The following is a 25,208-nucleotide window of genomic DNA, read 5'->3' as shown; positions in this document are numbered from 1 at the left end:
GGAGGACCTCCCTGCCCCCCGCCGCTCGCGAGCTCGCGGCGGGACCCAGCAACGGGGCCGTCAGGGCTCGGGGCGGGACCCGGGACGGGCCACGAGGCGGTCGGGAGGCCTCCGGGTCCCGTGACCGGTTCACCGGGGGCAGGATCGGACCATGACGTCCCCCGCTCTGGACCTGGTGGCGCTCGTGCGGGAGCTGGTGGGCCGTCCCACCGTCTCCGGCGACGCCGTGGCCCAGCGTGACCTGCTCGGCGCGCTGATCGACGTGCTGGGTGAGCGCGCCCCGCACCTGCAGCTGACCGAGGGTCGCGACCGCGACCACCCGTGGACCCTGCTGCAGACCCCGGCCGACCCCGGCCGCCGGCAGCTGCTGCTGGCCTGCCACGTCGACACCGTCCCGGTGCCCGACCCGACCGCCTGGCAACGCGACCCGTTCGGCGCGGACCTGGAGGGGGGCCGGGTGTGGGGCCGCGGGGGCAGTGACATGAAGGCCGGCGTGGTCGCCGCGGTGGCCGCGGTGGCCGCCGCCGACCCGGAGACCCCCGTGGCGCTGTTGCTCACCAGCGACGAGGAGATCGGCTCGCAGGGCGCCGCTGCCGCGGCTGCCGCGGTCGCCGAGCTGCCAGTGGGCGCGGTGGTCGTGCCGGAGGCCACCGGGAACCAGGTGGTCCTCGGCCACCGGGGAGCGTTGTGGCTCGCCGTCCGGACCGCCGGCCGGGCCGCCCACGGCAGCACGCCGGAGCGCGGTCACAACGCGGTGTTGGACCTGGCCGCGCTGCTGGCCCGCGCCGGCGGCACGCTGCCGTTCCGCAGCGACCCGTTCCTCGGCACCGAGACGTGGAACCCCGGGGTCGTGGCGGGCGGCACGGTCCCCAACGTCGTCCCCGACCGCGCCGAGGTGGTCGTCGACATGCGCACCGTGGCCGAGGGCGGCGACCTGCTCGCCTGGTGGCGGGCGCAGCCGGAGGTGGCCGACGTCGAGGTTCGGGTGGACCTGCCGCCGGTCAGCACCTCCGCCGACGACCCGTGGGTGGCCTCGCTGTCCGCGCCGGTGCGGCCCACGCCCGCCACCTACTTCACCGACGCCTCGGTGCTCGTCCAGGTCGTCCGGGGCGCTCCGATCGTGGTCTGGGGGCCCGGCACCCCGGCGGTCATGCACGCCGTCGACGAGTACGTCGAGCTGGCCGAGCTCGAGCAGGCCGCGGCCGTCTTCACCGACGTCGTCACCCGCTGGGGCGGTTAGTACTGCGGCGGCACGTGTGCAGGCCCGGGCCCCCCGGGTCGGTCGTCGGGGTGGTGCCGCGTCCCCCTCCATGATCACTCTGGTTGTGCGCACGGGGAGGACCGTGAATCCTCAGCGGGCCAGTGCTGGTGTTGTCGAAGGCGGGACGCTGTGGAAGCCATGAGAACGAGGCCGGGAGCGGGCGACGTGGAGGCGCAGTTCTTCACCTCCCTGGACTACGCAGATCACCCGGGATGGCACCGGCGTGCTCAGCTGCCGGGCCCGGAGATCCAGCGGCACCCCTCCGTGGCGGACGAGGTCCGCCACTTCGTGCAGATGCTCCGCGGGAGCCTGCGATCGAGGGTCGTGCTCCTGCAGGCACACACCGGCCGCTTCCAACCGGACCTGCTGGTCGCGGCGGTGTTGGGACTGCTGCCCGCACGCCGACGGCCGACCGTCGTGCTGATGGGGGCGATGTGGCAGCGGGACCCGGGCTGGCGCGGCATCGTCCAGCAGATCCTGGTCCGCCGCGCCGACCGCGCGGTGACCCTCTACGCGGTGCAGTCGTCGGAGGAACTCGAGTCCTTCCCCGCCACGTGGAAGATCCCGCCGGGCAAGACGCGCCTGTGCCTCTACTTCGCCACCACCCGGCAGGACGAACCGGGCCCCCCGGCACAGGACTGCCGTCACGTCTTCTCCGGCGGCGACTCGCACCGGGACTACGACACACTGCTCGAGGTCGCGACCCACTTCCCGGACCGGCCCTTCGTCCTGGCGACGAGGTTGCTCGACGGCCGCCGGGACCTCCCCGCCAACGTCACGGCGGGCCGGGTCACGCCGGCCGAGTACGACGAGCTCATGCGGACCTCTGCGGCCGTCGTCATCCCGATGACCGGCGGACTCACGCGGGCGGCCGGCCAGCAGAGCTACCTGAACGCCATGCTGTTCGAGAGACCCACGATCGTCAGCGATTCCCTCGGGGTCCGTGACCACATCCGCGACGGGATCACGGGACACGTGGTGGACGGGTCCGTCGATGACTACGTCCGTGCCCTGCGCGCGGTCCTCGACGACCGGCGGGCCGAGGAGGTCCAGCGGATGTGTCGGGCTGCCGCCGACGACGTCCGCGGGCGCTTCTCGTTCACCGCACACACCGATCGTCTGCTGGAGATCATCGACGAGGCGGCGGCCACCGCCACCGCCTGACCCTGGACGGCTGTCCGGCAGGGAGGCCCCGCCACGGCGGAGTCGTCCTGGCCTCGATCCTCGGGTGACCCCGGGATCAGGAGCCGCACCTGGCACCCCTGCCCTGACGGGCCGGGGCGGCCGCGGCGGGGGTCAGTCCTGCCAGCGGGCCTTGTCGACGTACATCGCGTCGTCGGCCTCCCGCACCAGCGCCCCGAACGCCCGCTCGGGGTCGACGTCGCCCTCGACCGTGCCGATCCCGATGCTGACAGTCAGGGGCAGGGTCAGCCCGCCGGCCAGGTGCAGCGGCTCGCGCACGCTGTCCCGCAGCCGGGTGGCGAGTGCCTCGGCGTCGGCCCGACCGCTGTTCTCGCAGACGATGCTGAACTCGTCACCGCCGACGCGGGCCGCGGTGTCGCTGGCGCGCAGCACCGAGGTCAGCCGCCCGGCGACGGCGACGAGCACCTCGTCGCCCACCGGGTGGCCGTACTGGTCGTTGATCTGCTTGAAGCCGTCGAGGTCGATGCCGAGCAGGCTGGTGGGCGTCCGCTCCCGGCGTCCGCGCTCCAGGGCGTGGTGCAGCCGGTCGTTGAACAGGATCCGGTTGGGCAACCCGGTCAGCGGGTCGTGCAGCGACCGGTGGACCAGCGCGGCCTCCAGGGCCTTGCGGTCGGTGATGTCCTCGACGATCACGACGACGTGCGGTGGGTCGCCGTCGGGCGTCCCGTCCACCCAGGACGACGTCACCTGTACGGGCACCAGGCTGCCGTCCCGGCGGACCAACCGGGTCTCGTGCCGCATCGTCTGACGCCGCTCGACCAGCTCGGCGAAGGCCTCGACAGCGGCCGGCGCGGCGTCGGGGTGGACCAGCTCCAGCACCGAGGTGCCGTAGAGCTCCTCGGCGCTCCGGCCGATCATCCGGGTGAAGGCCGGGTTGACGTCGACCAGCAGGCCGGTGGGCGTGGCCAGGAGGACACCCATGGGCGCGTTGGAGAACGCGCTCCGGCGATCCGCCGGGGGCAGCTCGCCCGGTGCGACCACTCCGCTCCTCCCGCCGTCCTACGCCGGTCTGCTCCGGCCGGCCCCGTTGGTGCGCGTTCCACGTGGAACCCCACGTCAGGGCAGGATTGCACGGGATCGACAGAGGAGGGTCCGTGAACGAGTTCGACCTGGTGCTGCCCGCGACGGTGGACGTCCGCGAGGTCGGCATGCGCGACGGTCTGCAGCTGGAGGCACCGGTGCCCCTCGAGGGGAAGCTGGCGATGCTCGAGGCGCTCGTGGCCACCGGCGTGCGACGGATCGAGGTGACCTCCTTCGTCTCGCCGAAGGCCGTGCCGGCGCTCGCCGACGCCGACCGGCTGGCCGCCGAGCTGCACGCCTTCGACGGCGTGCTCTTCTCCGCCCTGGTCGCCAACGCCCGCGGCGCCGTCCGGGCCGTCGACGCCGGTGTGGCCGACCTCGAGTACGTGGTGAGCGCCTCGGACGGGCACAGCCGGGCCAACGCCGGCCGTTCCACCGCCGAGGCGGTCGGCGCGGTCGGTGAGATCGTCGGGCTGGCGCACGGCGCCGGCGGGTCGCTGGAGGTGATCATCGCGACGGCCTGGGACTGCCCGTTCGACGGCCGGACGCCCATCGCCCGCACCGTCGACGTCGCCCGCGCCGCCGTCACCGCCGGTGCCGACCGGCTCTGTCTGGGGGACACGATCGGCACGACCACCCCGATGCGGGTCGTGCAGCTGCTCGACGCCGTCCGCCGGGCCTGCCCGGGCGTGGACGTGGGGGTGCACTTCCACGACACCCGCGGCACCGGGCAGGCCAACGCGCTGGCCGCCGTGCAGGCGGGGGTGACCCAGCTGGACTCCTCGGTCGGCGGCCTGGGCGGCTGCCCGTTCGCGCCCGGCGCCAGCGGCAACATCGCCACCGAGGAGCTCGTGTACATGCTCGAGGAGTCCGGCGTGCGCACCGGGCTGGACCTCGACGCGGTCCTCGCCGCCGCCCGGGTCACCGAGCAGGCCGTCGGGCACGAGCTGCCCAGCTCGCTGTACCGCGCGGGCGGGCGCTCGGTGCCTCGGCCAGCGAGCGTCGGGTGACGCACGCCGCCGTGGTTGGCTGGAGGTCATGAGCCAGCCGCTGTCGGGGGGCGGGACGGTCGACCCCCGGACCATGCGTGACGTCCTCGGGCACTTCGCCTCCGGCGTCACCGTGGTGACCGCCCAGGGGGACGCCGGGCCGATCGGCTTCACCTGCCAGTCGTTCAGCTCGCTGTCGCTGGAGCCGCCGCTGGTGGTCATCGCGCCAGCGCGCACCTCCCGCACCTGGCCGCGGCTGCGCGAGCTCGGCCGGTTCTGCGTCAACGTGCTCGCCGAGGACCAGATCGCGCTGTCGGCCCGGTTCGCCCGCTCGAGCGCCGACAAGTTCACCGGGGTGTCGTGGCGGCCGAGTCCACAGGGCCAGCCGGTCCTCCACGACGTCGTCGCATGGATCGACTGCGAGCTGTGGGCCGAGTACGACGGCGGCGACCACACCCTGGTCGCCGCTCGGGTGCTGGACCTCGGTGCGGACCCCGGACGGCGGCCGCTGCTGTTCCACCGCGGCGCCTACGGCCTGCTGGAGACCCGCGCGCTCGAGGGTTAGGGCGGGTCTGACGGACCTCGGCGTCGGCAGGGGGCCGTCGGACCCGCCTAGCGGAACCGGACGGCGATCAGTGCGACGTCGTCCCGCCCGTCGAGGGAGCCGGCGACCGCGGCGTCACACAGCGCGCGCGGGTCCGCCTCGGCCGGAGTGGCGACCAGCCGGGCGACCAGCTCGGCGATGCCGTCGTCGAGGTCGGCGCCGGGCCGCTCGATGAGCCCGTCGGTGTAGGCCAGCAGCGTGGCCTCGCGCGGCAGGTCGATGGTCGTCGTCCGCCGGGGCAGGCTGCCGTCGACGCCGATGAGCAGGCCGGTCACGCCGTCCAGCAGCTGCACGTCGCCGTCCGCGGTGCGCAGCAGCGGCGGTGGGTGGCCGGCGCTGGCCAGCTGCAGCCGCCACGGCGCGCCGTCCCCCGCCGGCGGCACCACCCGGGCGTAGACCATCGTCGCCATCGAGGCCACGCCGAGGCCCTGCACCAGCCGGTCCACCCGGGCCAGGACGACGCCGGGGTCGGGGTCGGGTGCCTCCCAGGCGCAGGCCCGGATCAGCCCGCGCAGGTGCCCCATGGCCGCGGCGGCCGCGACGTCGTGGCCGACGACGTCACCGATGACCACGCCGATCGACCCGTCGGGCAGGTGCAGCAGGTCGTAGAAGTCACCGCCCACGTCCGCCGCCGTGGAGGCGCTGACGTAGTGGGCGGCCGACTCCACGCCGGGGATGGTCGGCAGCTCGGGCAGCAGCGAGCGCTGCAGCGTGTCGGCGACGGTGTGCTCCTGCTGGTAGAGGCGCACGTTGTCCATGGCCAGCGCGGCGCGGCGGGCGAGGTCCTCGGCGAGGTCGACGTCCTCCTGGTCGAAGGGCCGCTCGGTGTCGGCGCGGGCCAGCAGGATGGCACCGCGGGTCTGCCGGCGGGCGACCATGGGGACGGCGATCAGCGACCCGGTGCCGAGCCGCTCGGCGGCCTGGCGGGCGGCCTCCGCGGTGAACAGCCCGTCGAGGTCGCCGTCGGACCGCTGGACGAGCACCGGCCGGGAGGTGGCGATGCTGCGCCGGGTCGGTGAGTTCTCCGGCAGGTGCGGAGCGTGCTGGGTGGCCAGCACCCGCAGCTCCTCCTCGAGGCCGTCGCGGTGCCGGGAGGCGGTCTCGCGGACGGTCCCGCTGTCGTCGACGAGGGAGACGAACACCCAGTCGGCGAGCAGTGGCACGCACAGCCGGGCCAACCGGTCGAGGACGTCGGCGAGGTCGAGGGTGGCGATCAGGGTGCTCGTCGCCTCGGCCATCAGCGCCAGTCGGCCCTGCATGCGCTCGGCGTCCGCGCGGGCCCGCTCGGCGTCGGCCTGCGCCCGCTCGGCGGCCGCCCGGGCCAGCTCGGCCTCGTGGCGGGCGGCCTGCTCCGCGGCGAAGGCGGCCTCCCGCTCGTGCTCCACCCGCACCCGCTCGGTGACGTCGGTCTGCACGCCGACGAAGCTGACCAGCCCGCCCTCGCCGTCGAAGACCGGGCTGATCGACAGCTGGTTCCAGAAGGCGGTGCCGTCCTTGCGGTGGTTGAGCAGCGTCGTGGTGACCGCCCGCTGCTCCTCGATCGCGGTGCGGATCCCGGCGACGGCCGCGGGGTCGGTGGCCGGCCCCTGCAGGAAGCGGCAGTTGCGGCCGACGGCCTCGTCGTAGCCGTAGCCGGTGATCCGGGTGAAGGAGGGGTTGACCCAGACCAGCGGGTTGTCCGGCTCGCGGGGGTCGGTGATGGTGAAGGCGATGTCGGTGGCGACGACCGCCCGCTCCCGCAGCGCCTGCAGCTGGTCGCCGGCGGCACCGGTCCCCGCGGGCTCGACCTCGAGGAAGACCACCAGCGACAGGTGCTCGTCGCCGTCGGGTCGCGACAGCGGGAAGCCGGTGACCCACAGGAGTCGGTCGGTGCGGTCTGCGGGGTCCTGGGCGGACAGACCGTCGTCGGCCTGGGCCGGCACCATCCGCACCGCCTCGCCGGTGACCGGCAGGCCCTGGGCGACCAGCGAGAGCGGGCCGGAGGTGCTGGCCAGGGGCTGCCCGCCCAGGTCGGTGAGGCCGACGGAGGCACCCCAGGTGTCGATGTCGACGGGGAGGCGGACGTTGCCGGCCAGCTCGACCGCCGCGCTGTTGGCGTAGGTGACCGCACCGGCGCCGCGGTCGATCAGCAGCACCGCGACCGGGACGTCGGCCAGCACGCCGGGCAGCGCGGAGGACACGCTGCCGGTGCCCGGGTGCTCGACGACGGCGACGGCGGCACTGACGACGCCGGCCTCCTCGCGGCCCACCACGCCGTCGGGACGCTGGACGGGGGACGTGTCCCGCGGTCGGTCCCGCTCGGCCGGCACGGCAAGGACCCTAGCCGCGGACCTCGTGCCCGGGCCAGCACGGTCCGAGGCGTTGACCAGCGCATCCAGCCGCTCAGGTGTGGGGCGCAGCCCGGCGGGAACCCCTCCGCCGGGGTACGCCGTTCCCCGACCGGAGGGAGACGATCGCCATGGGACTGCTCGACCGGCTCTTCGGCCGCCGCCGGCCCGACCACGACCAGTACCACGGGTCGGGGTACCAGCAGGCCGCGCCGCAATACGGCGGGTACCAGGCGCCGCCCCCGCCGCCGCAGGGTGGGGTGCCCACCGACCAGCAGGCCATCGAGCGCTACCGGTACCTGCTGCGCACCGCGCCGCCGGACAAGATCGAGGAGGCACACGCGGAGGCCTTCGCCCAACTGACGCCGCAGCAGCGGCAGGAGGTGCTGGTCCAGCTGGCCGCCGCGGTGCCGTCGTCCGAGCGGCCGCGCTCGGACGACCCGCGGTCCCTCGCCCGCGCTGCCACGCGCGCGGAGGTGCGCCAGCCCGGCACGCTCGAGCGGGCCTTCGGCGGTGGTTTCGGAGGCGGCGGCTACGGCCCGGGGTACGGTCCCGGGTACGGCGGTGGGTACGGCGGTGGCTACGGCCGCGGCTACGGCGGGCCCAGCTTCGGCAGCACCCTGGGCGCCAGCCTGCTCGGCACCGTCGGCGGCCTGGTGGTCGGCACGGCGGTCGCCGACGCGCTGTTCGACACCGGCCTCGGTGACGGGGGCCTGTTCGGTGGCGGTGACGAGGAGGCCTACGCCCAGGGCTACGAGGACGCCCAGGGTGACTACGGCGACTACGGCGGTGACCCGGGTGGGGACCTCGCCGGTGGCGCGGACCCGGGCGGGGACTTCGGCGGCGGCGACTTCGGCGGGGACTTCGGCGGCGGGGACTTCTAGGAGGACCTCGCTGCCCCCCACCCCTCGCAGGCTCGCGGCGGGACGGGGTCCTTCTTCAGCGGGACGGCACCCGGCCGGTGCGGCGCAGGTAGAACAGTCCGACGACCGGGAGCACCAGCGGGATGAACAGGTAGCCGCGGCCGTACGCCGACCACACGGTCTCGTCGGGGAAGGCGGCGCGGTCCGCCAGCGACAGCGTGCCCACCACGAGGACGCCGACCAGCTCGACGGTGATGGCCACCAGGGCGACCCGTCGTCCTCCCCGGGCCAGGGCCACGGTCGCGACGACGTAGACGACGGCGGCCAGCGCGGAGAGCAGGTAGGCCACCGGCGCCTCGGCGAAGCGCGTCGACAGCTGGACGGCGGCCCGCGCGCCGGCGGCGAGGGCGAAGACGCCGTACACCGCGACCAGCACCCGGCCCGGCCCCTGGGCGGTCCCCGGCCGGTCCTCCGTCGCCTCAGCCACCCGTCGCCTCCCACAGCTCCTGCAGCCGCCAGATCATCACGCCCACCGCTCCGGCCGCCACGGCGAGCACGGTGCCCGCCCAGCGGCTCGGCTCCGTCCGCGCCCACAGCGCCCCGGCGACCGGCAGCAGCACGATGCCGGCCAGGTAGCCGAGGAAGGTCGGGGTGTCTGCCGGCCGCTCCCCGCGCAGCAGCAGGACGACGGCGAGGGCCGCCTGCACCAGCAGCAGGACCTCCAGCAGTACCGCGCCCCACAGGTGCAGCAGGCCGATCCGCCGGCGGGCGAGGGTCGAGGCGATCCCCGCCAGGGCGAGCAGCCCGGCGACCACGGTCACCGCGACCACCAGCGGGAGGGTCACCGGGCGGACCCCGTGACGCAGGTGTCGGGCACGGTGCCATCCTCGCGCGGCGGCGGAACGTCCCGGTCACCCCCTGGTGCCGGGGCGCCCGGCACGGCGGGCACGTCGGGACCGCGGCGCCCCGCCGCACCGGCCGGCTCCCGGCACCGCCCGGGAGCACCCGCGCCGTCCGGAGCAGGGGTCTCCTTCAGCGGTGGACGCTCGACATGTCCGGGTAGCGGTCCCCCGCCGTGGCGCCCACGGGCGCGGCCTCGTCGAGCCGGCGCAGGTCCTCGTCGGTCAGCCGGACCTCGCCGGCCGCGGCGTTCTCCTCCAGGTAGGCCACCCGCTTGGTGCCGGGGATCGGCACGATCGTCGGACCGCCGGCGCGGTCGCTCTGCGCCATCACCCAGGCCAGCGCCAACTGGGTGGCGGTCACGCCCTTCTCGTCGGCGATCTCGCGGACCCGGTCGACCAGCTGCAGGTTCCTCGCGAAGTTCTCCCCCTGGAACCGCGGGTTGTTCCGGCGGAAGTCGTCGGGGGCGAGGTCGTCGATGCTGCGGATCTGGCCGGAGAGGAAGCCGCGGCCGATCGGTGAGTAGGCGACGAAGCCGATGCCGAGCTCGGCGCAGGTGGCCAGCACGCCGTCGTCCTCGGGGTCGCGGGTCCACAGCGAGTACTCGGTCTGGACCGCGGCCACCGGCTGCACCGCGTGCGCCCGGCGGATGGTCTCGGGCGCGGCCTCGGAGATGCCGACGTGGCGCACCTTGCCCGCCTCGACCAGCTCCGCCAGGGCGCCCCAGGTGTCCTCGACCGGGACGGTCGTGTCGACCCGGTGCTGGTAGTAGAGGTCGATGACGTCGACGCCGAGCCGCTGCAGCGAGGCGTCGCAGGCGCGGCGCACGTAGTCGGGCTTGCCGTTGATGCCGAGGTACGAGCCGTCCTCACGGCGCTCGTTGCCGAACTTGGTGGCGAGCACGACCTCGTCGCGCCGGCCGGCGATCGCCTTCCCGACCAGCCGTTCGTTGGTGAACGGCCCGTACATGTCCGCGGTGTCGAGGAAGGTGACGCCGAGGTCCAGCGCCCGCTGGATGGTGCGCTCGGCCTCCGCCTGGTCACCGGTGCCGTAGAACTCGCTCATCCCCATGCAGCCCAGTCCCTGGGCCGAGACGGTCAGCCGTCCCAGTGTGCGTGTCTCCATGGTCGGTCCCCTGCCCCCCTGGACCCGGTTGACACCTGCAACGGCAGGTGTGGCAGGTTAGGCATGCCTCACTTAGCCAAGCCTCACCTCTGTACGACAGGAGCACGATGCGCACGCAGGCCCGGCCGCTGGCCGCCTTCTCCCTCACCGTGGCGACCGCCCTCGCCGTCAGCGCCTGCGGCGGCAGTGAGGACACCACCGCCGAGGCCGCTGCGGAGTCGGGCGGGGTCACCGTCACCCACGCGCAGGGCGAGACCACCGTCCCGGCCGACCCGCAGAAGGTCGTCGTCTTCGACGTCGGTGTGCTGTCGACGCTGGACAGCCTCGGCGTCGAGGTGGCCGGCGTGCCGGAGGCGACCTACCCGGAGTCGCTGGCGCGGTACTCCGGGAGCGAGTACGCCAAGGTGGGCTCGCTGTTCGAGCCCGACTACGAGGCGGTCAACGCCCTCGAGCCGGACCTGATCATCGTCGGCGGGCGCTCGGCCGCGGTGTACCCGGAGCTGGCCGAGATCGCCCCCACCATCGACCTGACCGTCGACAACCAGGACTTCCTGGCCTCCTTCGAGGAGCGGGTGACCACCCTGGCGGAGGTCTTCGGCGAGGAGGACGTCGTCGCCGACCGGCTGGCCGCTCTCGACCAGCGGGTCGCCGAGGTGGAGGCGACCGCGCAGGGCGCCGGTGACGCGCTCTTCGTGATGACCAACGCCGGCGAGGTCAGCGCCTACGGCCCCGACACCCGGTTCGGCCTGGTGTACGACGAGCTGGGGCTCACCCCGACCGACGAGGGGCTCACCGCCGCCGACCACGGCGACGCCATCTCCTTCGAGTACATCGCCGAGAAGGACCCCGACATCCTGCTGGTGCTCGACCGTGACGCCGCCATCGGCGAGTCCGGTCAGGCCGCGCAGCAGGTGCTCGACAACGAGCTGGTCCGTGGGACGACGGCCTGGCAGGACGACGACGTCCACTACCTCGACTCGTCCGTCTGGTACATCGCGCCGAACGGCCTCCCGTCGGTCGAGCAGATGGTCGAGGAAGTCGCTGCGGCCGTCGAGTGAGTCGATGAGGAGCACGACCGATCGGCGCAGCGGCGCCGCACCCGCCCCCTCCGGGCAGGTGCGGCGCCGCCGCGGTGTGCAGCGGTGGCACGTCGTCGCCGCGCTGGTCGGCCTCGTGGGAGCCGGCTTCGCGTCCCTGTTCATCGGGGTCGGCGACCTGACGCCGGCCGACCTGCTCGACCCCGGCGAGGCGCAGGCGCGGGTGCTGTGGACCAGCCGCGTGCCGCGGCTGCTCGCGATCCTGCTGGCCGGCTCGGCGATGGCCGTGGCCGGGTTGGTGATGATGCACCTGACCCGCAACCGGTTCGTCTCCCCGCAGACCGCCGGGACGACGGAGTGGGTGGGGCTGGGCATCGTCGTCGCGACGCTGTGGTTCGGCAGCAGCTCGGTGCTCGGCAAGATGTCGATCGGCGTGGTGTCCGCGCTGGTCGGCACCGCGTTGTTCGTCTGGCTGCTGCAGCGGATGGTGCTCACCGACGTCGTGGTGGTCCCGCTGGTCGGCATCCTGCTCGGCGGCGTGGTCACCGCGGCGACGACGTTCCTGGCCTACCGCTTCGACCTGCTGCAGTCGATGGACGTGTGGATGAACGGCGACTTCTCCGGCGTCCTGGCCGGCCGCTACGAGCTGCTCTGGCTGGTGCTGGCCGCCACCGTGCTCGCCTACCTGTGGGCCGACCGGTTCTCCGTCGCGGGCATGGGCGAGAGCTTCGCGATCAACCTCGGCGTCGCCTACACCCGCGTGGTCATGGTCGGCCTGGCCATCGCCTCGGTCGTCACCGCGGTCGTCGTGGTGAGCGTCGGCTCGATCCCCTTCCTCGGCCTCGTCGTCCCCAACCTGGTGACCCTGGCGATGGGCGACAACCTGCGCCGGGTGCTGCCGGTGACCGCGCTGACGGGGGCGGCGTTCGTGCTCGTCTGCGACGTCCTGGCCCGCACCATCCGGTACCCGTACGAGGTGCCCGTCGGCATGATCGGCGGGGTCGTCGGCGGCGTGCTGTTCATCTGGCTGCTGCTGCGGGCTCGGAAGCGGGCGGTCAGATGACGGCCGTCCTCACCGCTCCGCAGCGGGCCACCCGCCGCCGGCGCACGCTCGTCGTCCTCGGCGTCCTGACCGCTGTCGCCGTCGCCGCGTTCCTCACCGTCGACGTCACCGGTTCCTGGGACTACGCGCTGCAGCAGCGCGGACGCCGGCTGGCCGCGATGGCCGTCGTCGCCGTGGCGGTCGCGGTCTCCACCGTGCTGTTCCAGACGGTCACGAACAACCGGATCCTGACCCCGGAGATCATGGGGTTCGACCGGCTGTTCGTGCTGATCCAGACGGTCGGGGTGTTCTTCCTCGGCGCCTCCACCGTCACCACGACCGACCCGCGGCTGCGCTTCGCGCTCGAGGTCGTCGTGCTGATCGGCTTCGGTGCCCTCCTGTACCGGTCGCTGTTCGGCCGCACCGAGCGCGACGTCTACGTCCTCGTGCTCCTCGGGGTGGTGCTCGGCTCCACCTTCACCAGCCTCACGCTGCTGGTCTCCCGGCTGATCGACCCGAACGAGTTCCTCACCCTGCAGGACCTGCTGTTCGCCAGCTTCAACTCCGTCGACCGGCAGCTGCTGGCGCTGTCGGCGGTCCTCGTCGTCCTGGTCACCGCGGGTGTGTGGCGACTGCTCCCCCAGCTGGACGTCGTCGCGCTGGGCCGGGACACCGCCGTCGGCCTGGGCGTCGACCACCGCCGGGTGGTCAACCGGGCGCTGCTCGCCGTCGCCGTCCTCGTGGCCGTCGCCACCGCGCTGGTCGGACCGATCACCTTCCTCGGCCTGCTGGTGGCCAACCTGGCCCGCCAACTGCTGGGCAGCCACCGGCACGCCTGGGTGCTGCCCGGGGCGGCTCTGCTGGGCCTGCTCGCCCTGGTCGGCGGCCAGCTGGTCCTCGAGCAGGCGTTCGGCTTCAACTCCAGCCTCAGCGTCGTCGTCAACTTCGTGGGCGGGATCGTCTTCATCGCCCTCCTGATCAGGGAGCCTCGTCAGTGAGGGAGCAGCACCAGTGATCGAGATGGAGTCCGTCTCCAAGTCCTACGGCGACGTCCGCGTGCTGGACGACGTCTCGCTGACCATCCCGACCGGCGGCATCACCTCGCTGATCGGCGCGAACGGCGCGGGCAAGTCCACGCTGCTGTCGGTCGCCGCGCGGCTGCTGTCGGCCGACAGCGGCCGGGTGCGCGTCGACGGGATGGACGTCGCGACGACCCCGAGCCAGGTGCTGGCCACGCGACTGGCGGTGCTCCGCCAGGAGAACGCGATGTCGGTGCGGCTGACCGTGCGCGAGCTGGTCGCCTTCGGCCGCTTCCCACACTCCCGGGGACGGCTCACCGCGGAGGACCACCGCCTGGTCGACGAGGCCATGGCGTGGTTCGAGCTCGGCCCGCTGGCCGACCGGCACCTCGACCAGCTCTCCGGCGGGCAGCGGCAGCGCGCCTACGTGGCGATGGTGATGTGCCAGGGCACCGACCACGTGCTTCTCGACGAGCCGCTGAACAACCTCGACATGCGGCACGCCGTCCAGATGATGCGGATGCTGCGCGGGATGGCCGACGAGCTCGGCCGCACCGTCGTCCTCGTCGTGCACGACGTCAACGTGGCCTCCTGCTACTCCGACCGGATCGTCGCGATGCGGGAGGGGCAGCTGGTCGCCGAGGGCCCGACGTCGGAGCTGATGACGCCGGAGCTGCTGCGCAAGGTCTTCGACGTCGAGGTGGAGGTCCACGAGCTGGCCGGACGACGGATCGGCGTCCCCTGGTCCTGACCCGACCCGCGGGGCCGGGCACCGGCACCGCGAGCGCCCGGCCGGCGACCTACCCCAGTGGCACGCCCGTCCGGACGGCGCTGGTGAGGGCGGATGTCGGGACCGGGTCGAACGCCCCGCGGTCCGCGGCGCACACCGTCCCCGCCGGCGGGGTGGCCCCCGTCAGCAGGTACTGCGACATCAGCGAGCTCGCGCAGGTGCTCACGCCGAGCGAACCGTGTCCGACGCCGTCGACGGTCAGCAGGGTGCTGTTGGGCAGCAGGTCGTGCACCGCCACCGCGTTGCGGTAGGGGGTGGCGGGGTCGTACCGGTTGCCGATGAGGAGCACCGGGTTGCGGGTCCAGCTGTCCCAGGGGCCGGTGTGGCGCTCGGTCGAGCGACCGGTCCACGGCGCGCAGGGGAGCCCGAGGTAGGCCCACCGTGAGCCGACGTAGGGCGCGGTCGTGGCGTCCAGTTCGCGTGCGACCTCGCCGTAGCGGTAGGGGTCGCGCGGGTTGTCGGTGTCGCCGCAGGTGATGGCGGCGCGCGCGTCCGGGACGTTCAGGTAGCCCTGCGGCATCGGCGGCTGCGGCACGCTCTCCAGGACCGCGGCGACCGCGGCGCCGTCGCCGCTGTGCACTGCCTGCAGCAGCTGGCCGAGGACCGGCCACGCGTCCGCGTCGTAGAGCAGGCCCACGGTCACCGTGACCACCGTCGAGTAGGTCAGCGGCTGCGCCGGCTGGCCGGGCACGGGGACCAGCAGCGGGGCTGTCCGCAGCCGGGCGGCGAGCTCGGCGTACTTCTGCTCCGGACTCCCGTCGGCGGCGAACACGCACCGGGGCGGTCCGGCCTCCGCGCACAGCTCGAAGAACCGGCCCAGGGTCTCGGCGCTGCCCGCCGCACCGCCCTCCCGGATCCAGCTGACGGTGTCGAGGGGGCCGCTGGCCCAGGCCGGGTCCACCACGGCGTCGAGCACCAGGGCGCCGGTGCGCGTGGGGAAGGTGTTGGCGACCACCTGGCCCAGGAAGGTGCCGTAGGACAGGCCGTACAGGTTGATCCGCGGATCACCCATCGCCTCGCGCAGCACGTCGAGGTCGCGGGCGAACTGCAGGGTACCGACGTGGTCGAGCAGGTCTCCGTTGCGAGCCCGGCACTCCTCCGCGAACGCGCGCACCTGCGCGATGGCCTGCTCCTCCTGGACCCGGTCGGTGGGGAACTCGGCCACCGTGGCGTAGGGCAGGGCGGCCTGCTCGGCGGTGCTGCCCGTGCACTGCACCGGCTCGCTCTCGCCGGTCCCGCGCGGGTCGACGCCGACCAGGTCGTAGCGTGCGAGCACCTCCGGCGGGAGCAGGTCCCGGCCCACCTCGCGCACGGTCGCCGCCGCAGGTCCGCCCGGGCCGCCGAAGTTGACGAACAGGGCGCCGATCCGGTTCGCCGGGTCGGCTGCAGGCAGGCGCACCGCGTGCAGGCTGAACGTGCGGCCCTGCGGGTCGGTGTAGTCGTACGGGACGTTGATGTCGGCCTGCTGGAACCCGTCGCCTGCGTCGGCCCACGTGATCGACGGGACCGGCACGCCCGGGACCCCACCCGGTGGGGGCTCGGTGGCGGCGGGCGCTGCCGGAGCGGCGACCGCCACCGAGCCGAACGGGACGGCGAGCAGGGCGGCGGACGTCGCCACCGCGCAGGCGGCAGCCGCGATCCGGCGCCGGAGGCGGGGGGCTGAGGCGATCGGCATGGATGGTCTCCGGGGTCGGGTCGCGTACCTGGCCGGCTCGGACGCGTCCGGCTCCGTCCGGCGAGCACTGTGCCGGTGTCCCCACCGGCCGCGATAGTGCCGACCGCGCGGCGACGGCACGGGTGCGGCACCACCTGCGGACCGCGGGCGCGGCTCCGACGGTTCGTGGTGGAGCACCCCGGAAACCGTCAGTACCCGAACGTGTTCCGACGCAGGTCGCCCACGGTCGGACGGCCCGGGATCGGCGCCCCGGGCCGTCCGTGGTCACGAGGCCGGCGACAGGACGTCGGTGGCGCGGTGCGGCTCGGTTACCCCCTCCAGCAGGACCGCCCAGCCGGTGCTGGACCCGGTCCGCAGGCCCACGATCTCCTGGTAGGCCGCCGACGAGTACCAGGCGCGGGCACCGGCGGGGTCCGGGAACCCGATGACCACCAGGTCGCCCTGCCACGGCCCCTCGACGACCTCGGCGCGGGCGCCGTGCACCAGGAAGCGCCCTCCGAACGGCTCGAGGGTGGCGTCGATCCGGGCCAGGTACTCGGCGATCTCCGGGCCCATCGTCACCGTCTCGAGGTGGGCGACCGCGAAGGAGCCGTACCCGCTCACTGCTGCGGGACCCGGTCGAGGAAGCCGTGGACCCGGTCGAAGCGGCCGTCCCCGTCGGTGACGGCCACGTCGGAGCCGACCACCGGTGGCTCCTCCCCCTCCGGGCCCAGGCTCCAGGTGAACCGCACCTGGTCGTGGTGGGCGTCGACCGGCCCGGCGAGCCGGAAGACCCAGCCCGGGAACTGCTGGTGCACCGCGGCGATCGCCGCCTCGATCCCGTCGTGCCCCCGGACGTCGACCAGCGGGTCGACGTACCGGGCGTCCTCGGTGAACAGCGCCGCGACCGCCCGGCGGCGGGCCTGCGGCTCGGTCTCGTTCCAGGCGGCGATGTACCGCTGGACCTGGGTGGCGGTGTCCTCGGACACGTCGGTCCTCCTCGCTGTCGGGCCGGCGCCGGGGTGGCTCCGGCCTGGACCCGAGGCTGCGCGAGGACGGAGGGGCCCGTCGATGACCTCACAGGTCATGGGCGCCTACCTCCGAGGTAGGTGCCGGGCGGCCGGGCCGCCCGTAGCGTCCGGGCCGTGACGGCGACCCCGACCCGCTCGACCTTCGGGCCGTTGCTGCGCCAGTGGCGCACCCGGCGCCGGCTCAGCCAGCTCGACCTGGCCGTCGAGAGCGACGTCTCCGCGCGGCACATCAGCTTCCTGGAGACCGGCCGGTCCCAGCCCAGCCGCGAGATGGTGCTGCGGCTGGCCACCCAGCTCGACGTGCCGCTGCGCGAGCGCAACCAGCTGCTGCTCGGGGCGGGCTACGCGCCCGAGTACCGCGCCCGCTCCCTCGACGACCCGGAGATGGCCCCGGTCCGCGCCGCGGTCGACGCCGTCCTGCGCGCGCACGCACCGCACCCGGCCCTCGCCGTCGACCGGTACTGGGACCTGGTGAGCGCCAACGCCGGCGTCGACCTGCTCACCCGCGGGGTGGCGGCGCACCTGCTCGAGCCACCGGTCAACGTGCTGCGGCTGAGCCTGCACCCCGACGGGCTGGCTGGTCGGATCCGCAACCTGGCCGAGTGGCGTGGCCACGTGCTCGGCCGACTGGCCCGGGAGCTCGCCGTGACCGGCGACCCCCGGACGCGGGCGCTGCTGCACGAGCTGGCGGCGCTCCCCGGCGGCCGCAGCCACGGCGCGACGAACGCCGTGGCCGTCCCCCTGCGGCTGGAGGCCGGCGGCCGGGAGCTGGCGTTCCTCAGCACCGTCACGACGTTCGGCACCGCCGTCGACGTGACCCTCGCGGAGCTGAGCATCGAGGCCTTCCTGCCCGCCGACGCCGCGACGGCGGAGGTCATGGCGGCGCTGGCCGCCGACGGACGCTGACGCGGCGCGCGGGGCGGCCCGGACGGTGGGTCCGCCCGCCGTTCCACGTGGAACAGCGGCGTGTTGCATCGGTGTGACGTCTGCCGTGGACGGTCGCGCCGGCCCCGCGGGTGGGGTTGGATCGGTGCATGTGCGGCCTCTCCGGTGAGATCCGGTTCGACGGCTCCCTGGCCGACACCACCGCCGTGGCGCGGATGGTCGAGTGCCTGGTCCCCCGCGGGCCGGACGGCCAGGGTGCCTGGAGCAACGGGCGGGTGGCCTTCGGGCACCGCCGGTTGTCGGTCATCGACCTGTCACCGGCCGGCAGCCAGCCCATGGTGGACAACGAGCTCGGTCTGACCGCGGTCTTCAACGGCTGCATCTACGACTACAAGGAGCTGCGCGCCGAGCTCGAGGGCCACGGTTACCGCTTCTTCTCCACCTCCGACACCGAGGTGATCCTCAAGGGCTACCACCACTGGGGCACCGACGTCGTCTCGCACCTGCACGGCATGTTCGCGTTCGTCATCACCGAGCGCGACACCGGCCGCGTGGTGCTCGCCCGCGACCGGCTGGGCATCAAGCCGCTCTACCTGGCCGAGACGCCCGGCCGGCTGCGCTTCGCCTCGTCGCTGCCGGCGCTGGTGCAGGCCGGGGACGTCGACACCTCCATCGACCCGGTCGCGCTGCACCACTACCTCACCTGGCACGCCGTCGTCCCCGCGCCGCGGACCATCCTCAACGGGGTCCGCAAGCTGCCCCCGGCCACCGTCCGGGTGGTCGAGGCCGACGGCACCTCCCGCGAGCACCGCTACTGGGAGGCCCGCTACGAGCGCCGTCCCGAGCACGCGAGCTGGTCCCCCCGCGACTGGGAGGACGCGATCGAGGAGGCGCTGCGGGTCGCCGTCCGGCGGCGGCTGGTGGCCGACATCCCGGTCGGCGTGCTGCTCTCCGGCGGCCTGGACTCCAGCCTGATCGTCGGCCTGCTGGCCCAGGAGGGGCAGACCGGCCTGGCCACCTACTCGATCGGCTTCGAGGCCGTCGGTGGCCGTGAGGGCGACGAGTTCCAGTACTCCGACGTCATCGCCGAGCGGTTCGCCACGGACCACCACCGCATCCGGGTCGCCTCCGACGAACTCGCCGCCGCCCTCGGCCACGCCATCGGCGCGATGGCCGAGCCGATGGTCAGCCACGACGTCGTCGCCTTCGACCTGCTCTCGGAGCGGGTCAGCCAGTCGATCCGGGTGGTGCAGTCCGGCCAGGGCGCCGACGAGGTCTTCGCCGGCTACCACTGGTACCCGCCGCTGCAGGGCGTGGACCGCGAGCGGGCGGTGGAGACCTACGCGAGGGCCTTCTTCGACCGGGACGCCGCCGACATGGCCCTGCTGGTCAGCGACCGGTACGCGGTGGACGGCGACCCGAGCCTGGAGTTCGTCCGTCGGCACATGTCCGCGCCGCACGCCGACACCGCCGTGGACGCCGCGCTGCGCCTCGACAGCGAGGTCATGCTCGTCGACGACCCGGTCAAGCGGGTGGACAACATGTCCATGGCCTGGGGCCTGGAGGCCCGGGTGCCCTTCCTCGACCACGACCTGGTCGAGCTGGCCGCGATGTGCCCGCCGGAGCTCAAGCTGGCCGACGGCGGCAAGGGCGTGCTCAAGGCGATCGGCCGGCGGATCATCCCGCCGGAGGTCATCGACCGGCCCAAGGGCTATTTCCCGGTCCCGGCGATCACCCACCTCGAGGGCAAGGTGCTCGACCTGGTGCGCGACGCGCTCACCGGGGACGCCGCCCGCGAGCGCGGGCTCTTCCGGCCGGAGTACGTCGACCGGTTGCTGGCGGACCCGAACGGTGGGCTCACCCCGCTGCGCGGCAACAAGCTGTGGCAGCTGGGTCTGCTGGAGCTCTGGCTGCAGAGCCACGGAGTGTGAGCGTGCCCCGCGTCGCGGGGCACCGGCGTCGCACCCCGGTGTCCGACACCCCCTCCCCCACCAGCCGGCCCTGGCAGCAGATCTCCGAGCACCAGCGGCAGGGGATGGACGCCGACGTCGTGCTGGACCTGGCCTGGGGCCGGCTGGTCTTCGGCCAGACCTTCTCCAGCCTCGAGGGCATCGTGAAGGCGCTGCGCTCGGAGGAGAGCGGCCAGCGGGACATCTGCATCTACCCCCGCGACCCGCACGTCATGGTGGGGCTGGCACCGGACGAGCTGTTCATCGACCCGAGTTACGTCTACCGGCTGGACCTGCACCGCTACCGGCCACGGGCCGAGCTCATCCGCGGTGTCTTCGTGCGCACCGTGACCGCGCTGGACGAGATGCGGCAGGTCAACGGCATCTACGCCCGCAACGGCATGGTCACCGGGGACGCCGAGACCATGTGGGCCAACCACCGCACCCGGTGCTTCACCTACCTGGTGGCCGAGGACCGGCGGACCGGCCGGATCGTCGGCACGGTCACCGGCGTCGACCACGTGCTCGCCTTCGGGGACCCCGAGGGCGGCGCCAGCCTGTGGTGCCTCGCCGTCGACGCGCAGGACGCCCCGCCCGGCACCGGTGAGGCACTGGTGCGGGTGCTGGCCGAGCGCTACGTCGGCCGGGGCCGCGCCTACCTCGACCTCTCGGTCATGCACGACAACACCGGCGCGATCGCGCTGTACCGCAAGCTCGGCTTCCAGCGGGTGCCGGCGCTGTGCGTGAAGCGCAAGAACCCGATCAACACCCCGCTGTTCGCCGCCCGCCCGCCGGGGCTGGAGGACCTCAACCCCTACGCGCGGATCATCGCCGAGGAGGCGCTCGAGCGTGGGGTCCGCGTCGAGGTGAACGACGCCGAGTGGGGCGAGATGCGGCTGTCGCTCGGCGGGCGGACGGTGCTCACCCGGGAGTCGCTGTCGGAGTTCACCAGCGCGGTCGCGATGAGCCGCTGCGACGACAAGCGGGTGACCCGCCGGATCATGGAGCGGGCCGGCGTCCGCGTCCCCCGCGGGGTGTCGATCGCCGAGGACGACCTGGAACCGGCCCGCGCGCTGCTCGCCGAGCACGGCGAGGTCGTGGTCAAGCCGGCCCGGGGGGAGCAGGGGCGCGGCATCACCGTCGGCGTGCGCGAGGTGGCGGCACTGGACCGCGCGGTGCGCCTGGCCCTGCAGTACTGCCCCGACGTGCTGGTCGAGGAGCTCGTCGAGGGCCAGGACCTGCGGGTCGTCGTCATCGACCACGAGGTGGTGGCCGCCGCGGTGCGCCGTCCCGCCGAGGTGGTCGGCGACGGCCGCTCCCCCGTCACCGAGCTGGTGCGCAGCACCAGCCGCCGGCGCGAGCGGGCCACCGACGGGGAGTCGAGCATCCCGCTCGACGACACGACCACCGAGGTGGTCGCCGAGTCGGGGTACGCCATGGACGACGTCCCGCCGGTGGGGAAGCGCATCCAGGTCCGCCGGACGGCGAACCTGCACACCGGCGGCACCATCGAGGACGTCACCGACCGGCTGCACCCGGCGATCGCGCAAGCCGCCGTCCGGGCCAGCCGGGCGATCGGCATCCCGGTGACGGGGCTCGACTTCCTGGTGCCCGACGTCGAGGGCCCCGACCACGTGTTCATCGAGGCCAACGAGCGGCCGGGGCTGGCCAACCACGAGCCGCAGCCGACCGTGGAGCGCTTCGTCGACCTCCTCTTCCCGGAGACCCGCCGGCGCTGAAGGAGGACCCCTCCTCCCTGCCCCGCGTCGGAGGACTCCGTCCTCCCCACCCCTCGCGAGCTCGGGGCGGGACCCGGGACGGAGCCGGCGGGGCCCCGGACGGGGCCGAGCCCGTCACCGGGTGCAGAGGGCGAGCAGGTCGTCGACTCTTCGGCGTGCTCGGCGTGCTCGGCGTGCTCGGCGCGCTGGTGCTCCGGGGCATCTCCATCGCCGGCGGCGCGGCGCTCGTCGAGAGCTTCGGGTGGGGCTCCACCTGTCCGCCGCGTTCCTGCTCTGGACCGGGTTCCTGCTCGCCGGCCTGGTCCACCGCTCCGCCCACCTGGAGGTGGGGCCGGCGCTAGTGCTCATGCGGGTCGGCGTCACGATGGTGCTCGAGACCGACGTCTACTCCGTCCCGACGAGGGTCAGCCTGGCCGTCATCGCCGCGATCCTCGGTGTGGCGGTCGCGGCGAGCCTGCGGGCCACCCGCGGCCAGGGCGGCAGGCCCTGCAGTCGCCGACCACTCCCCCGTTCGGTGTGGCGACCGAGGACGAGCTGGCGACGATCGAGCCGGTGTGGCACCGTCGCCGGCCGGCACGGGAGCGGACGGTCTCCTCCCGCGACCGCGGTGGCGACGGCCCGGCGCGGACGGCGTGTCGCCACCGCGGGGGCGATGATCGTCGGGGACGACGGGAGGACGGGACCGTGGCGTACCTGCTCGCGGCTCTGGGCGGCGCCCTGGGGGCACTGGCCCGCTGGGGCGTGGCGACGGCGCTGCCGCACTCCCCCGGCGGCTGGCCGTGGGCCACGCTGCTGGTCAACCTCACCGGTTGCCTGCTGTTCGGCACGCTGATCGCCGTCCTCACCGCTCGCTCCCCCGAGCCGCCGTGGGTGCGGCCGTTCCTCGCCGTCGGTGTGCTCGGCGGCTACACGACCTGCTCGGCGTTCGCGGTCGAGACGGTGGGGTTGGCCGAGGCCGGGGAGCCGTTCCTGGCCGCGGGCTATGTGCTCGTCTCCGTGGTCGGCGGCGTGCTCGCCGTGGCCGGTGGTGCCCTGGCGGTGCGGGCCGCTCGCGCCCGGTGACGCCGCTGCTCGTGGTGGCCGGTGCGCTGGTCGGCGCCCCGCTGCGGCTGCTGGCCACCCGTCTGGCGGCCCGCGGCGGGGGTGATCCGGCTCGTGGCACGCTGGCCGTCAACGTCGTCGGCAGCGCGCTGCTGGGCCTGCTGCTGGGGGCCGCCGCGACTCCCCCGGCGGTGGTCGCCCTGGTGGGCACCGGCTTCTGCGGCACGCTCACCACCTTCTCGACGTTCGGCGGCGACGTGGTGCGGATGGTCGAGCAGCGCCGGCTCGCCCGTGGCCTGACCTACGTGCTCGCCACCGTCGTCCTGGGGGTGGGGGCCGCCGCACTGGGGTACTCCGTGGCAGCGGGGTGAGCTTGGCGCTGCCGGTTGCGGTTGCGCTGAGTAGGGTCGGGGGCGGTATGGCTGGGACAGCGGCAGGAGACGAGAAGGCGGACAGCCCCGTCGTCGTGGTGGCCAACCGGCTACCGGTAGACCAGGTCACCTACCCCGACGGCAGCACCCGCTGGCAGCGCAGCCCCGGCGGCCTGGTGACAGCCCTGGAGCCCTTCGTGGCCGGCCGTGGCGGCGCCTGGGTCGGCTGGTCCGGGTCGCCCGGTGAGGCCCCCGAGCCCTTCGAGTCCGGCGGGATGTCGCTGATCCCCGTGCCGCTCTCCGAGGAGGAGGTCGACCAGTACTACGAGGGCATGTCGAACGCCTCGTTGTGGCCGCTGTACCACGACGTGGTCGAGAAGCCCGAGTACCACCGGACGTGGTGGGACACCTACGTCCAGGTCAACAAGCGCTTCGCCGAGCGAGCCGCCGAGGTGGCCGCCGAGGGCGCGATCGTGTGGGTGCACGACTACCAGCTCCAGCTGGTGCCGGCGATGCTGCGCCAGCGGCGCCCGGACCTCACCATCGGCTTCTTCCTGCACATCCCCTTCCCGCCCTACGAGCTGTTCACCCAGCTGCCGTGGCGGTCGGCCATCGTCGAGGGTCTGCTCGGCGCCGACCTGGTCGGGTTCCAGCGGCCCGCCGCGGCGGCCAACTTCGTGCAGCTGGCCCGCCGGCTGCACGACCTGCCCGCCCGCGGCGCGACGATCGAGTACGACGGCCGCACGGTCACCGCGCGCGCCTTCCCCATCTCCATCGACGTCAAGTCGTTCGAGGAGCTGGCGAGCCGGCCGGACGTCGTCAAGCGGGCGGGGGAGATCCGCGCCGAGCTCGGCAACCCACGCAAGATCATCCTGGGCGTGGACCGGCTGGACTACACCAAGGGCATCGCCGTCCGGCTCAACGCCTTCCAGGAGCTGCTGGAGGACGGCGTCGTCGAGGTCCCCGACACGGTCATGGTGCAGGTCGCCACGCCCAGCCGGGAGCGCGTCGAGCACTACGTGCACATGCGCGAGACGATCGAGCAGCAGGTCGGCCACATCAACGGCGTCTTCGGCACCCTGGGCGGGCCCGCCGTCCACTACATCAACCAGTCGGTGCCCCGCGAGGAGCTGGCCGCGCTCTACCGGGCCGCCGACGTCATGCTCGTGACGCCCTACCGCGACGGCATGAACCTCGTGGCCAAGGAGTACGTCGCGGCCCGCAGCGACCTCGGCGGCACCCTGGTGCTCTCCGAGTTCGCCGGCGCCGCCGCGGAGCTCAGGCAGGCGTTCCTGGTCAACCCGCACGACATCGCCGGGGTCAAGAACCAGTTGCTCCGGGCCCTGCGCATCGAGCCGCCCGAGGCGGCCAGGCGGATGCGCGCGATGCGCCGCCACCTGGCCCGCAACGACCTGGAGCACTGGGCCAACTCGTTCTTCGACGCGCTGCAGGCGAAGGCGTGAGCGGGCCGGTGGCGCCTCCCGGCGCGCTGCCGGCCGACCTCGCCGAGGCGCTGGCGGACGTGGCCGGACGTCGGCCGCTGCTGGTGGCCAGCGACTACGACGGTGTCCTCGCACCCCTGGTGGGCGACCCGTCGGCCGCCGTCCCCCTGCCGGGGGTCGCCGGAGCGCTGGCGCGGCTGGCCGCCGCCGACGGCGTCACGGTGGCGCTGGTGAGTGGCCGCGGCGTGGCCGACCTGCGCGCGGTCAGCGGGTTCGAGGGTCCCTACCGCTGGATCGGCAGTCACGGGGCGGAGTACGAGGGGCCGTTGACCGGGGAGCTCGCGGCCCGCCGCGACGCGCTCGCCGAGCGGCTGGCCCCGCTCGTCGCCGCGGTGCCCGGCGCACGGCTGGAGGTCAAGCCGGCCAGCGTGGCGGTGCACGTGCGGCAGGTGACCGACCGCGTCGCGGCGGCCGCGCTGCTGGAGCAGGCCCACGCTGCGGCTGATCCGTCACTGACGTTGAAGCCGGGCAAGGAGGTGCTCGAGCTCGCGGTCACCGACGCCGACAAGGGCACCGCGCTGCTGCGGCTCCGGGACGACCTCGGTGCCGTCGCGACGGTCTACCTCGGGGACGACCGCACCGACGAGGACGCCTTCCGCGCCCTCTCCCCCAGCGACCTCACCGTCAAGGTCGGGGAGGGCGAGACCACGGCCCGCTACCGGATCGCCGACCCGGGGACCGTCGTCGTCCTGTTCGAGGCGCTCGCCGACGCCCTGGACTGACGTCGTCCCGGTTTCCCGAAATGGCATCGGGAAGTCGACAAACCGGTCGGTGAAATGCGGTCGCCGACATTTCTCGGACGGCGTTCCACGACACGCTGTGGAATGCAGCGGACAGGACGATGGAACGGCCCACC

24 protein-coding genes are annotated in these 25,208 nt (G+C 74.0%); 16 read left to right on the top strand and 8 right to left on the bottom strand.

The window, feature by feature from the left end:
- Window positions 1-151: 151 nt before the first annotated feature.
- Together ACU610_RS19390 and ACU610_RS19385 are read left to right on the top strand one after the other, a co-directional pair.
- Window positions 152-1,240, top strand: coding sequence for a M20 family metallopeptidase (locus ACU610_RS19390; protein WP_446769329.1), 1,089 nt, complete (start codon window positions 152-154; stop codon window positions 1,238-1,240).
- A gap of 159 nt (window positions 1,241-1,399) precedes the next feature.
- The gene (locus tag ACU610_RS19385) at window positions 1,400-2,425 is read left to right on the top strand and encodes a glycosyltransferase (RefSeq protein ID WP_446769328.1); all 1,026 of its coding nucleotides are present in this window, start codon (window positions 1,400-1,402) and stop codon (window positions 2,423-2,425) included.
- 132 nt (window positions 2,426-2,557) lie between these two features.
- On the opposite strand, the gene ACU610_RS19380 is transcribed toward ACU610_RS19385, so the two are convergent.
- Window positions 2,558-3,445: a diguanylate cyclase domain-containing protein gene (locus tag ACU610_RS19380; protein WP_446769327.1), complete on the bottom strand. Its 888-nt coding sequence runs from the start codon at window positions 3,443-3,445 to the stop codon at window positions 2,558-2,560.
- Between the two features lie 113 nt (window positions 3,446-3,558).
- Between ACU610_RS19380 and ACU610_RS19375 the strand changes: the two genes are divergently transcribed.
- Window positions 3,559-4,494 (top strand): hydroxymethylglutaryl-CoA lyase, encoded by a 936-nt coding sequence (locus ACU610_RS19375; RefSeq protein WP_446769326.1) that lies wholly within the window; start codon window positions 3,559-3,561, stop codon window positions 4,492-4,494.
- Window positions 4,495-4,522: 28 nt separating this feature from the next.
- Window positions 4,523-5,038 carry a flavin reductase family protein gene (locus tag ACU610_RS19370; RefSeq protein WP_446769325.1) on the top strand — a complete coding sequence of 172 codons (516 nt, stop codon included), beginning with the start codon at window positions 4,523-4,525 and terminating at the stop codon, window positions 5,036-5,038.
- A gap of 47 nt (window positions 5,039-5,085) precedes the next feature.
- Here ACU610_RS19370 and ACU610_RS19365 read toward each other — a convergent pair whose 3' ends face one another.
- On the bottom strand, window positions 5,086-7,386 hold the full coding sequence (locus tag ACU610_RS19365; protein ID WP_446769324.1) for a SpoIIE family protein phosphatase: 2,301 nt from the start codon (window positions 7,384-7,386) through the stop codon (window positions 5,086-5,088).
- Between the two features lie 149 nt (window positions 7,387-7,535).
- Here ACU610_RS19365 and ACU610_RS19360 point away from each other — a divergent pair, with 149 nt between their 5' ends.
- Window positions 7,536-8,288, top strand: a complete 753-nt coding sequence (locus tag ACU610_RS19360; protein WP_446769323.1) for a hypothetical protein — start codon at window positions 7,536-7,538, stop codon at window positions 8,286-8,288.
- Between the two features lie 55 nt (window positions 8,289-8,343).
- Here ACU610_RS19360 and ACU610_RS19355 read toward each other — a convergent pair whose 3' ends face one another.
- From ACU610_RS19355 to ACU610_RS19345, 3 genes are all read right to left on the bottom strand, one after another.
- A complete protein-coding gene (locus tag ACU610_RS19355; RefSeq protein ID WP_446769322.1) occupies window positions 8,344-8,754 on the bottom strand; it encodes a hypothetical protein in 411 nt (136 codons plus the stop codon).
- Entirely contained in the window at window positions 8,747-9,112 is a 366-nt protein-coding gene (locus ACU610_RS19350) for a hypothetical protein (protein ID WP_446769321.1), read from the bottom strand. The genes ACU610_RS19355 and ACU610_RS19350 overlap by 8 nt, the downstream gene beginning before the upstream one ends.
- Before the next feature lie 187 nt (window positions 9,113-9,299).
- Entirely contained in the window at window positions 9,300-10,292 is a 993-nt protein-coding gene (locus ACU610_RS19345) for an aldo/keto reductase (RefSeq protein ID WP_446769320.1), read from the bottom strand.
- 107 nt (window positions 10,293-10,399) lie between these two features.
- Here ACU610_RS19345 and ACU610_RS19340 point away from each other — a divergent pair, with 107 nt between their 5' ends.
- Genes ACU610_RS19340 through ACU610_RS19325 form a run of 4 tightly spaced genes read left to right on the top strand, consistent with a single transcriptional unit; the run spans window position 10,400 to window position 14,141 of the window.
- Window positions 10,400-11,350 carry a siderophore ABC transporter substrate-binding protein gene (locus ACU610_RS19340; protein WP_446769319.1) on the top strand — a complete coding sequence of 317 codons (951 nt, stop codon included), beginning with the start codon at window positions 10,400-10,402 and terminating at the stop codon, window positions 11,348-11,350.
- Window positions 11,351-11,354: 4 nt separating this feature from the next.
- On the top strand, window positions 11,355-12,392 hold the full coding sequence (locus ACU610_RS19335; protein ID WP_446769318.1) for an ABC transporter permease: 1,038 nt from the start codon (window positions 11,355-11,357) through the stop codon (window positions 12,390-12,392).
- Window positions 12,389-13,369: an iron chelate uptake ABC transporter family permease subunit gene (locus ACU610_RS19330; protein ID WP_446769317.1), complete on the top strand. Its 981-nt coding sequence runs from the start codon at window positions 12,389-12,391 to the stop codon at window positions 13,367-13,369. The genes ACU610_RS19335 and ACU610_RS19330 overlap by 4 nt, the downstream gene beginning before the upstream one ends.
- 22 nt (window positions 13,370-13,391) lie before the next feature.
- Complete coding sequence (locus ACU610_RS19325; protein WP_446770734.1) at window positions 13,392-14,141, top strand: iron ABC transporter ATP-binding protein; 750 nt, start codon at window positions 13,392-13,394, stop codon at window positions 14,139-14,141.
- 49 nt (window positions 14,142-14,190) lie between these two features.
- Here ACU610_RS19325 and ACU610_RS19320 read toward each other — a convergent pair whose 3' ends face one another.
- The 3 genes from ACU610_RS19320 to ACU610_RS19310 all read right to left on the bottom strand — a co-directional run bounded on the left by ACU610_RS19320 (window position 14,191) and on the right by ACU610_RS19310 (window position 16,823).
- The gene (locus ACU610_RS19320; RefSeq protein ID WP_446769316.1) at window positions 14,191-15,855 is read right to left on the bottom strand and encodes an alpha/beta hydrolase; all 1,665 of its coding nucleotides are present in this window, start codon (window positions 15,853-15,855) and stop codon (window positions 14,191-14,193) included.
- A gap of 264 nt (window positions 15,856-16,119) precedes the next feature.
- Window positions 16,120-16,458, bottom strand: coding sequence for a DUF1330 domain-containing protein (locus tag ACU610_RS19315; protein WP_446769315.1), 339 nt, complete (start codon window positions 16,456-16,458; stop codon window positions 16,120-16,122).
- On the bottom strand, window positions 16,455-16,823 hold the full coding sequence (locus tag ACU610_RS19310) for a nuclear transport factor 2 family protein (RefSeq protein ID WP_446769314.1): 369 nt from the start codon (window positions 16,821-16,823) through the stop codon (window positions 16,455-16,457). Before ACU610_RS19310 ends, ACU610_RS19315 begins: the two co-directional genes overlap by 4 nt.
- A gap of 156 nt (window positions 16,824-16,979) precedes the next feature.
- Here ACU610_RS19310 and ACU610_RS19305 point away from each other — a divergent pair, with 156 nt between their 5' ends.
- The 7 genes from ACU610_RS19305 (at window position 16,980) to otsB (ending at window position 25,074) form a co-directional block, all read left to right on the top strand.
- Complete coding sequence (locus ACU610_RS19305) at window positions 16,980-17,771, top strand: helix-turn-helix domain-containing protein (RefSeq protein ID WP_446769313.1); 792 nt, start codon at window positions 16,980-16,982, stop codon at window positions 17,769-17,771.
- A gap of 128 nt (window positions 17,772-17,899) precedes the next feature.
- On the top strand, window positions 17,900-19,681 hold the full coding sequence (locus ACU610_RS19300; protein WP_446769312.1) for an N-acetylglutaminylglutamine amidotransferase: 1,782 nt from the start codon (window positions 17,900-17,902) through the stop codon (window positions 19,679-19,681).
- 2 nt (window positions 19,682-19,683) lie between these two features.
- Window positions 19,684-21,438 (top strand): N-acetylglutaminylglutamine synthetase, encoded by a 1,755-nt coding sequence (ngg, locus tag ACU610_RS19295; RefSeq protein ID WP_446769311.1) that lies wholly within the window; start codon window positions 19,684-19,686, stop codon window positions 21,436-21,438.
- A gap of 684 nt (window positions 21,439-22,122) precedes the next feature.
- Window positions 22,123-22,500 carry a fluoride efflux transporter FluC gene (locus ACU610_RS19290; protein WP_446769310.1) on the top strand — a complete coding sequence of 126 codons (378 nt, stop codon included), beginning with the start codon at window positions 22,123-22,125 and terminating at the stop codon, window positions 22,498-22,500.
- The gene (locus ACU610_RS19285) at window positions 22,497-22,850 is read left to right on the top strand and encodes a fluoride efflux transporter FluC (protein ID WP_446769309.1); all 354 of its coding nucleotides are present in this window, start codon (window positions 22,497-22,499) and stop codon (window positions 22,848-22,850) included. Before ACU610_RS19290 ends, ACU610_RS19285 begins: the two co-directional genes overlap by 4 nt.
- A 47-nt stretch (window positions 22,851-22,897) precedes the next feature.
- Window positions 22,898-24,313: an alpha,alpha-trehalose-phosphate synthase (UDP-forming) gene (locus tag ACU610_RS19280; protein ID WP_446769308.1), complete on the top strand. Its 1,416-nt coding sequence runs from the start codon at window positions 22,898-22,900 to the stop codon at window positions 24,311-24,313.
- Window positions 24,310-25,074, top strand: a complete 765-nt coding sequence (gene otsB, locus ACU610_RS19275) for a trehalose-phosphatase (protein WP_446769307.1) — start codon at window positions 24,310-24,312, stop codon at window positions 25,072-25,074. The genes ACU610_RS19280 and otsB overlap by 4 nt, the downstream gene beginning before the upstream one ends.
- Window positions 25,075-25,208: the final 134 nt, after the last annotated feature.

Source organism: Geodermatophilus sp. URMC 61, assembly GCF_052931555.1.
The sequence above is the reverse complement of the archived record's forward strand: the minus strand, read 5'-3'. Positions and strand labels throughout refer to the sequence as shown.

What these genes read in the sequence shown, in the direction of transcription:
- ACU610_RS19370 (WP_446769325.1), top strand. Translation starts at nt 4,523, where the DNA reads ATGAGCCAGCCGCTGTCGGGGGGCGGGACGGTCGACCCCCGGACCATG.
- ACU610_RS19325 (WP_446770734.1), top strand. Translation starts at nt 13,392, where the DNA reads ATGGAGTCCGTCTCCAAGTCCTACGGCGACGTCCGCGTGCTGGACGAC.
- ACU610_RS19335 (WP_446769318.1), top strand. Translation starts at nt 11,355, where the DNA reads ATGAGGAGCACGACCGATCGGCGCAGCGGCGCCGCACCCGCCCCCTCC.
- ACU610_RS19300 (WP_446769312.1), top strand. Translation starts at nt 17,900, where the DNA reads ATGTGCGGCCTCTCCGGTGAGATCCGGTTCGACGGCTCCCTGGCCGAC.
- ACU610_RS19330 (WP_446769317.1), top strand. Translation starts at nt 12,389, where the DNA reads ATGACGGCCGTCCTCACCGCTCCGCAGCGGGCCACCCGCCGCCGGCGC.
- ACU610_RS19340 (WP_446769319.1), top strand. Translation starts at nt 10,400, where the DNA reads ATGCGCACGCAGGCCCGGCCGCTGGCCGCCTTCTCCCTCACCGTGGCG.
- ACU610_RS19345 (WP_446769320.1), bottom strand. Translation starts at nt 10,292, where the DNA reads ATGGAGACACGCACACTGGGACGGCTGACCGTCTCGGCCCAGGGACTG.
- ACU610_RS19360 (WP_446769323.1), top strand. Translation starts at nt 7,536, where the DNA reads ATGGGACTGCTCGACCGGCTCTTCGGCCGCCGCCGGCCCGACCACGAC.
- ACU610_RS19390 (WP_446769329.1), top strand. Translation starts at nt 152, where the DNA reads ATGACGTCCCCCGCTCTGGACCTGGTGGCGCTCGTGCGGGAGCTGGTG.
- ACU610_RS19280 (WP_446769308.1), top strand. Translation starts at nt 22,898, where the DNA reads ATGGCTGGGACAGCGGCAGGAGACGAGAAGGCGGACAGCCCCGTCGTC.
- ACU610_RS19320 (WP_446769316.1), bottom strand. Translation starts at nt 15,855, where the DNA reads ATGCCGATCGCCTCAGCCCCCCGCCTCCGGCGCCGGATCGCGGCTGCC.
- ACU610_RS19385 (WP_446769328.1), top strand. Translation starts at nt 1,400, where the DNA reads ATGAGAACGAGGCCGGGAGCGGGCGACGTGGAGGCGCAGTTCTTCACC.